General features: G+C 43.5%; 6 protein-coding genes (1 of these 6 cut by a window edge). 2 read left to right on the top strand and 4 right to left on the bottom strand.

The window, feature by feature from the left end:
* Positions 1 to 3,616, top strand: partial view of a Gly-Xaa-Xaa repeat protein gene (locus DET63_RS12630; RefSeq protein ID WP_113936895.1) — the 3' portion only. The gene continues 635 nt to the left of window position 1, outside the view; the window shows 3,616 of its 4,251 coding nt (coding positions 636–4,251); the start codon falls outside the window, past its left edge; the stop codon is at positions 3,614 to 3,616.
* An 81-nt stretch (positions 3,617 to 3,697) separates the two neighbouring features.
* Here DET63_RS12630 and hfq read toward each other — a convergent pair whose 3' ends face one another.
* On the bottom strand, positions 3,698 to 3,922 hold the full coding sequence (hfq, locus tag DET63_RS12625) for an RNA chaperone Hfq (RefSeq protein ID WP_000813896.1): 225 nt from the start codon (positions 3,920 to 3,922) through the stop codon (positions 3,698 to 3,700).
* A 21-nt stretch (positions 3,923 to 3,943) separates the two neighbouring features.
* The gene (gene miaA / locus DET63_RS12620; protein WP_113936894.1) at positions 3,944 to 4,897 is read right to left on the bottom strand and encodes a tRNA (adenosine(37)-N6)-dimethylallyltransferase MiaA; all 954 of its coding nucleotides are present in this window, start codon (positions 4,895 to 4,897) and stop codon (positions 3,944 to 3,946) included.
* A gap of 180 nt (positions 4,898 to 5,077) precedes the next feature.
* Here miaA and DET63_RS12615 point away from each other — a divergent pair, with 180 nt between their 5' ends.
* On the top strand, positions 5,078 to 5,323 hold the full coding sequence (locus tag DET63_RS12615; RefSeq protein ID WP_113936955.1) for a hypothetical protein: 246 nt from the start codon (positions 5,078 to 5,080) through the stop codon (positions 5,321 to 5,323).
* A gap of 61 nt (positions 5,324 to 5,384) precedes the next feature.
* On the opposite strand, the gene entD is transcribed toward DET63_RS12615, so the two are convergent.
* Both entD and DET63_RS12605 read right to left on the bottom strand, forming a co-directional pair.
* Positions 5,385 to 6,350 (bottom strand): cell wall-binding protein EntD, encoded by a 966-nt coding sequence (entD, locus tag DET63_RS12610; protein ID WP_113936893.1) that lies wholly within the window; start codon positions 6,348 to 6,350, stop codon positions 5,385 to 5,387.
* Between the two features lie 348 nt (positions 6,351 to 6,698).
* Complete coding sequence (locus DET63_RS12605) at positions 6,699 to 8,555, bottom strand: PTS fructose transporter subunit IIABC (RefSeq protein ID WP_113936892.1); 1,857 nt, start codon at positions 8,553 to 8,555, stop codon at positions 6,699 to 6,701.

Raw genomic sequence — 8,555 nt, 5'->3', positions numbered from 1 at the left:
GACCGGACCTAGAGGTAACACGGGCGTGACTGGTGCTACCGGACCTAGGGGTAACACGGGCGTGACTGGTGCTACTGGACCTCAAGGTATTCAAGGTAACACAGGTGCGACCGGTGCTACCGGTTCCACTGGACCTCAAGGCGTTCAAGGTAACACAGGTGCCACTGGTTCCACTGGACCTCAAGGCGTTCAAGGTAACACGGGTGCTACTGGTGCTACCGGACCTAGAGGTAACACGGGTGCTACTGGACCTCAAGGCGTTCAAGGTAACACGGGGGCTACTGGTGCTACCGGACCTAGAGGTAACACGGGCGTGACTGGTGCTACCGGACCTAGGGGTAACACGGGCGTGACTGGTGCTACTGGACCTCAAGGTATTCAAGGTAACACAGGTGCGACCGGTGCTACCGGTTCCACTGGACCTCAAGGCGTTCAAGGTAACACAGGTGCCACTGGTTCCACTGGACCTCAAGGCGTTCAAGGTAACACAGGTGCCACTGGTTCCACTGGACCTCAAGGTGCTCAAGGTAATACCGGTGCTACTGGTTCCACTGGACCTCAAGGCGTTCAAGGTAACACAGGTGCCACTGGTTCCACTGGACCTCAAGGTATTCAAGGTAACACGGGTGCTACCGGACCTCAAGGTGCGCAAGGTAATACGGGTGCTACTGGTTCCACTGGACCTCAAGGCGCTCAAGGTAACACAGGTGCCACTGGTTCCACTGGTTCCACTGGTTCCACTGGACCTCAAGGCGTTCAAGGTAACACAGGTGCTACTGGTTCCACTGGACCTCAAGGTGCGCAAGGTAATACTGGTTCCACTGGACCTCAAGGTATTCAAGGTAACACGGGTGCGACCGGACCTCAAGGCGCTCAAGGTAACACAGGTGCTACTGGTTCCACTGGACCTCAAGGCGTTCAAGGTAACACAGGTGCTACTGGTTCCACTGGACCTCAAGGTGCGCAAGGTAATACAGGTTCCACTGGACCTCAAGGTATTCAAGGTAACACGGGTGCTACTGGACCTCAAGGCGCTCAAGGTAACACAGGTGCTACTGGTTCCACTGGACCTCAAGGTATTCAAGGTAATACAGGTGCCACTGGACCTCAAGGTATTCAAGGTAACACGGGTGCTACCGGACCTCAAGGTGCGCAAGGTAACACGGGTGCTACTGGACCTCAAGGTGCTACCGGTGCTACTGGTTCCACTGGACCTCAAGGCGTTCAAGGTAACACAGGTGCTACCGGTGCTACTGGTTCCACTGGACCTCAAGGTATTCAAGGTAACACAGGTGCTACTGGTTCCACTGGACCTCAAGGTGCTCAAGGTAACACGGGTTCCACTGGCCCTCAAGGTATTCAAGGTAACACGGGGGCTACCGGACCTCAAGGTGCTCAAGGTAATACGGGTGCTACTGGTTCCACTGGACCTCAAGGCGCTCAAGGTAACACGGGGGCTACCGGACCTCAAGGTGCTCAAGGTAACACGGGGGCTACCGGACCTCAAGGTGCTCAAGGTAACACGGGGGCTACTGGACCTCAAGGCGCTCAAGGTAACACAGGTACTACTGGTTCCACTGGACCTCAAGGCGTTCAAGGTAACACAGGTGCGACTGGTTCCACTGGACCTCAAGGTGCGCAAGGTAACACGGGTTCCACTGGCCCTCAAGGTATTCAAGGTAACACGGGGGCTACCGGACCTCAAGGTGCTCAAGGTAATACGGGTGCTACTGGTTCCACTGGACCTCAAGGCGCTCAAGGTAACACGGGTGCTACTGGACCTCAAGGTATTCAAGGTAATACAGGTGCCACTGGACCTCAAGGTATTCAAGGTAACACAGGTGCGACTGGTTCCACTGGACCTCAAGGTGCGCAAGGTAATACGGGTGCGACTGGTTCCACTGGACCTCAAGGCGCTCAAGGTAACACGGGTGCGACTGGACCTCAAGGTATTCAAGGTAATACAGGTGCCACTGGACCTCAAGGTATTCAAGGTAACACAGGTGCTACTGGTTCCACTGGACCTCAAGGTATTCAAGGTAATACAGGTGCCACTGGACCTCAAGGTATTCAAGGTAACACGGGGGCTACTGGACCTCAAGGTGCGCAAGGTAACACGGGTGCTACTGGACCTCAAGGTGCTCAAGGTAACACGGGTGCTACTGGTATAGGAGTTACCGGACCTACTGGACCTTCTGGTGGGCCTCCTGGACCTTCTGGACCTCAAGGTAACACGGGTGCGACTGGACCTCAAGGTGCTCAAGGTAACACGGGGGCTACCGGACCTCAAGGTGCGCAAGGTAACACGGGGGCTACCGGACCTCAAGGTGCTCAAGGTAACACGGGGGCTACTGGTTCCACTGGACCTCAAGGTATTCAAGGTAACACGGGGGCTACCGGACCTCAAGGTGTTCAGGGTAACACAGGTGCGACTGGACCTCAAGGTGCTCAAGGTAACACGGGGGCGACTGGACCTCAAGGCACTCAAGGTAATACGGGGGCTACCGGACCTCAAGGTGCTCAAGGTAACACGGGGGCTACCGGACCTCAAGGTATTCAAGGTAACACGGGTGCCACTGGACCTCAAGGTATTCAAGGTAACACGGGGGCTACCGGACCTCAAGGTGCGCAAGGTAACACGGGTGCCACTGGACCTCAAGGTATTCAAGGTAACACGGGGGCTACCGGACCTCAAGGTGCTCAAGGTAACACGGGTGCCACTGGACCTCAAGGTATTCAAGGTAACACGGGGGCTACCGGACCTCAAGGTGCTCAAGGTAACACGGGTGTTACCGGACCTCAAGGTAACACAGGTGCTACTGGTATAGGAGTTACCGGACCTACCGGACCTTCTGGTGGGCCTCCTGGACCTACTGGACCTCAAGGTAACACGGGGGCTACCGGACCTCAAGGTGTTCAAGGACCAACGGGTGCTACTGGACCTCAAGGTGCGCAAGGTAACACGGGTGCCACTGGACCTCAAGGTGTTCAAGGACCAACGGGTGCTACTGGACCTCAAGGTGTTCAAGGACCAACGGGTGCTACTGGACCTCAAGGTGCGCAAGGTAACACGGGTGCCACTGGACCTCAAGGTGTTCAAGGACCAACGGGTGCTACTGGACCTCAAGGTGCGCAAGGTAACACGGGTGCCACTGGACCTCAAGGTGTTCAAGGACCAACGGGTGCTACTGGTATAGGAGTTACCGGACCTACTGGACCTAGCTTCCCAGTAGCAACAATCGTTGTAACAAACAACATCCAACAAACAGTACTCCAATTTAATAACTTTATTTTTAGTACTGCAATTAACGTAAACAATATTATCTTTAACGGCACAAATACAGTTACTGTTATTAACGCTGGTATTTATGTAATTAGCGTATCTATTTCTACAACTGCGCCAGGATGCGCTCCACTTGGAGTAGGAATTTCAATTAATGGAGCAGTCGCTACTGACAACTTCTCTTCAAATCTAATAGGCGACTCACTTTCATTTACTACAATCGAAACATTAGCTGCCGGAGCAAACATTTCTGTCCAATCTACTCTTAACGAGATTACGATCCCTGCAACAGGAAACACTAACATTCGTCTTACTGTATTTAGAATCGCTTAAATTTCACTATTTATTGTTTATGACAAATAAAAAAAAGAGCGAGAAACTCGCTCTTTTTTTGTTATGTACAATAATTCATTACTACTCTAATTCAATTGAAACATTTTTTTGTGGTACAAATGTAGAAATTGCATGTTTATAAATAAGCTGTTGCTTACCTTCTGTTTCCAGCAGGACTGTAAAATTATCAAATCCTTTAATTAATCCACGAAGCTGGAAACCATTTAATAAGTACAGCGTAACGAACGTATTCTCTTTACGGAGTTGATTTAAAAATTGATCTTGAATATTGATTGATTGCTTCATGTCGAATCCTCCTCTTTTTCTCTACTTACTATTATTCGACTTTAGTTGTAGCTTTCCTTCTATGTATCGTAAAATTTCTGACGTTTTTTCACCATCAGTAACATCGAACCACGTGACATCCATCTTATTACGGAACCACGTTAATTGACGTTTTGCATAACGGCGTGAATTCATCTTTAATTGTGATACCGCTTCTTCTAAAGATACACGATTCTCAAAATAATCATATATCTCTTTATAACCAATCGCTTGAATAGATTGACAATCTCGCACTCCTCTTTCATGTAAACCTTTTACTTCTTCTAATAAACCTTGTTCAATCATTAGGTTAACACGTAAGTTAATGCGATCGTATAGCATTTCTCGATCCATTGTCAAGCCAATTAATGAAACATCGTACAGTAACTCATTTTCTTGTTTTTCGAGCTGGTTACTCATTTTTTCACCCGTCGTGTGAAAAATTTCTAACGCCCGAATAACACGCCTTACATTATTGGCATGAATACGCTCCGCACTTTCTGGATCTACTTCTTGTAACTTTTTATGTACATATTCCACACCGTGTTCTAATGCTAACTTTTCCATCCGTTCTCGGTATGTAGCATCCCCAGCCTCATCTGTAAACTGGTAATCGAATAAAACAGATTGTATATAGAGACCGGTTCCACCAACAATAATTGGTAATTTCCCGCGCTCTGTAATTTCTCGAATGCACTTACGGACACGTTCTTGAAATTCCGCCACAGAAAATGAATCTTCCGGATCTTTTATATCAATCATATAATGCGGAATTCCGTCCATCTCATCTATCGTCACCTTTGCAGTCCCGATATCCATCGTACGATAAATTTGCATGGAATCACCACTAATAATCTCACCATTCAACGCTTTTGCAAGATCGATACTTAATTTCGTCTTTCCGACAGCAGTTGGCCCAATGATGACAGCAACTTTTTCACGTTGCACTTCTCCCATATCATTCAACTCTCTTTATGTAATATACTCCATCTATTGATTATACCCAATCTTACCAATTTTAACGGCATGATTGCAAGTTCTTTGAATCTAGTACATGAAATTACACAAAAAAAGAGCATAGCTTGTCCAATTCTGCATATACATGATAAAAAATAGCTCGGAGAGGGTGCAATGACTATGAAACAAGCGATTATCGATTTTCCATTATTAATAAAAGACCTTATTTTAGCTACTGCTATAAAAGAAAAAAATTGTTCACAAGAAGAATTATACTTCGCACTAAATTGTTTACTACGTTCCTTTCATTCTACTATTCAAGAAACAACGTTACATCCAGAAAATAAAAATACAGAGTATATGCAAACTCAATTTTGCACCGCGTATAAAATTATTACAGGTAAAACAATTTACCCTTTTCAATAATTCTTATAAAAAAAAGCGGCCGCTTAGACATTTTCAAGCAGCCGTTTTTTATTTTAATAAATTATTTTATAACTTTCACTTTAACGGATTTACGACCCCAACTATCAGCAGTGCTATCTGAACCAACTAAAACATCAATACGGTTTCCTTTAATCGCGCCACCAGTATCTCCAGCAATCGCTTCTCCATATCCTTCCACCCACACTTTTGATCCGAGAGGAATTACTTTCGGATCAACAGCAATAACTTTCATATTTGGATTCGCTGTTAAATCATGCCCCATCGCTGTTAACACACGACCACCATATGTGCCATTTTCACCCGGGTGAGCTGTGTAAGCTGTCGCTTCTACTGTTATTTCACGACCAGCAGGTTCACTTGTTTCAGTAGATTTCGCCACTGGCTTAGTTGCCGGATTCGCTTGCGCTACTGGTTTACTTGATGCTCCACTTTTAACTGATTCTTTTCCATTAACTACCGTATCATTTTTAGCCGGCTCTTTCTCCTTAACTGATGTATCATTTTTAACCGCCGTTTTCACCTTAGTTGGCGCTTCATCTTGAGCTGGAACTTCTTTTCTTTCAATAACAGGTGCTGTACCTGTTAAAAATGGTATGTGAACATACGCCGCTTTCCCGCCATATTCGAATTGTAACCATTCGTTTTGTACTTGATTTGTCGTTTCAATCAAGTCATCTTTTTTAAGCGTGCCAAGAATTTCTGAATCAGTATTCGCTCCAGCACGAATGTTTAATACGTTTGCTGTTACATAATAAGAACTTTTCGTAAACTCGGCACTTACAAAAGCTTCTTTACCATCTAATTTAATTTTGGACCATCCGTTTTCTGTATTTATAACATCTAATTTATTTCCACTTAACATTTTACCTACAAGTTTTGATTCTACATTTGGGTTTTCTCTAACGTTTAATACATCTGTTGTTACAATCGTTTCCGCTTTAGCAGAACCTGCAAAAATCCCAAGACCAAAAACTGCTGCTGTTGCTATACCTAATAATTTTTTCATGAATAGCCTCCATTTGCTTTGTTTTCGTGTTCTCATTATAGCAACAGTTTTTTGTAGAATTTCGAAAATCACACAATTACAAAGCATTCGTAATAAACGATTAATGATTTGTAACATAAATTTCCATATTAAAGAATTGTATTTCTACCAAAATTAGCAATAGTTTTCATATATTTCTCACAAATTAGCATAAGAATTTTTTTCCAGAAAAAATTACAGTATTACTTTTTTGTTACAAAAAAATCACTTTTCATTACATCTTTTACCAAAATCCATCATAATCCAATTATTAAATTACTTTTTGTAACGAAAAAGGAACAACTCCTATTAGCTGTCCCTTTTTATCTTTTATTTAACTTTCTTCTTCCAAACACCTATCATAATAGCTGAAACAATCGTCCCAATTAATATAGAGAAAATGTATAGCAACGGTTTATTCACTAATGCGATAACAAACAATCCACCATGCGGTGCCGGCAATGTAATTTGGAATAACATAGATAAGGCACCCGCGATACTTGAACCAACAACACAACTTACTATTACTCGAACCGGATCGGCAGCTGCAAATGGAATCGCCCCTTCTGTAATAAACGATGCTCCCATAATATAATTTGTTAAACCCGATTTACGTTCTGCTTCTGTAAATTTTGTTTTAAAGAATGTAGTTGCTAATGCAATCGCAAGTGGCGGTACCATACCACCAGCCATAACAGCAGAGTGCACTCCAAAATTATTTGCTTCTATTGCAGCAATACCAAATGTAAATGCCGCTTTATTAATTGGACCACCCATATCAATTGCCATCATACCGCCTAAAATAAGACCTAATAATATAGCATTCGTACCGTTCAAACCATTTAACCATCCTGTTAACATTTCATTTAATGCTACTACAGGCGGGTTTACTACTTTTTGCATTACAACTCCTGTAATCAATAATCCAAAGACTGGATATAACAAAACAGGTTTAATTCCTTCTAACTGTACTGGTAATCCTGAAAATAATCTTTTCAATCCTAAAACAACATATCCAGCTAAGAAACCAGCAATTAATCCACCTAAAAATCCAGCATTCGCATGTGCTGCTAAAAATCCACCGACAACACCAGGCATAAAACCAGGACGATCAGCAATAGAACTTGCAATAAATCCAGCTAAAATAGGTACAAGGAATAAAAAGGCTCCTTTTTCTCCACCGCCAATATTCATTAACATTTCAGCAATAGGACCTTCCGCCTTAATTCCACCGAACATAAATGCTAGTGCAATTAAAATTCCACCACCAACAACGAACGGAAGCATATTACTTACACCGCTCATTAAATGCTTATAAATTCCTAGCCCTTTTTCTTTCTCTACATTTTCTGCCTTCCCATCCTCTTTTACACCTTTAAAGATTGGTGCATCTTGTTTTATAGCTCGATTAAGAAGGATTTCAGTTTTTCTAATCCCGTCGGCGACTGGTACTTGAATGACATGCTTCCCAGCAAAACGATTCATTTCTACTTGTTTATCTGCAGCTACAATAATAGCCGTTGCGCGTTCAATGTCCTCTTTCGTTAAATCGTTTTTAACACCTGTTGATCCATTCGTTTCAACTTTAATCGCTATTCCTAACTCTGCTGCTTTTGCTTTTAAACTATCCGCAGCCATATATGTGTGAGCGATACCAGTTGGACAAGCTGTAACAGCTAATACGTATGGCTCATTCCCTTCCGGCTTTGCTACTTCAACTTCTTCTTCTTTTTCACTCTCTTTTTCATCAAATAAACGAAGAAGTTCCTCTTCATCCTTTGCTTCTAATAATTGTTTACGAAAACCTTCATCCATTAATAATGTAGATAGACGAGACAACGTTTCTAAATGAGTATTATTCGCCCCTTCACTTGCAGCAATCATAAAGAATAAATGTGCAGGCTGTCCGTCAAGTGATTCATAGTTGATACCGCTTACACTTCTACCAAAACAAATCGCCGGTTGCTTAACGGCATTCGTCTTCGCATGAGGTATAGCAATACCTTCACCAATGCCTGTTGTACTTTGTGACTCTCGCTTTAAAATAGCTTCTTTAAATTCAGCTTTACTATTTAAACGATTTGCCCCGCTTAACTTTTCAACTAATTCATCTATGACAGCTTCTTTATTTGAAGCTGTCAAATTCATAATGACTGTATCCCTTTTTAATAGTTCTGTAATTTTCAT

Source organism: Bacillus sp. DB-2 (genome assembly GCF_003315125.1).
GTDB classification, from domain to species: domain Bacteria; phylum Bacillota; class Bacilli; order Bacillales; family Bacillaceae_G; genus Bacillus_A; species Bacillus_A mycoides.
This window is presented reverse-complemented; position numbering and strand designations above follow the sequence as displayed.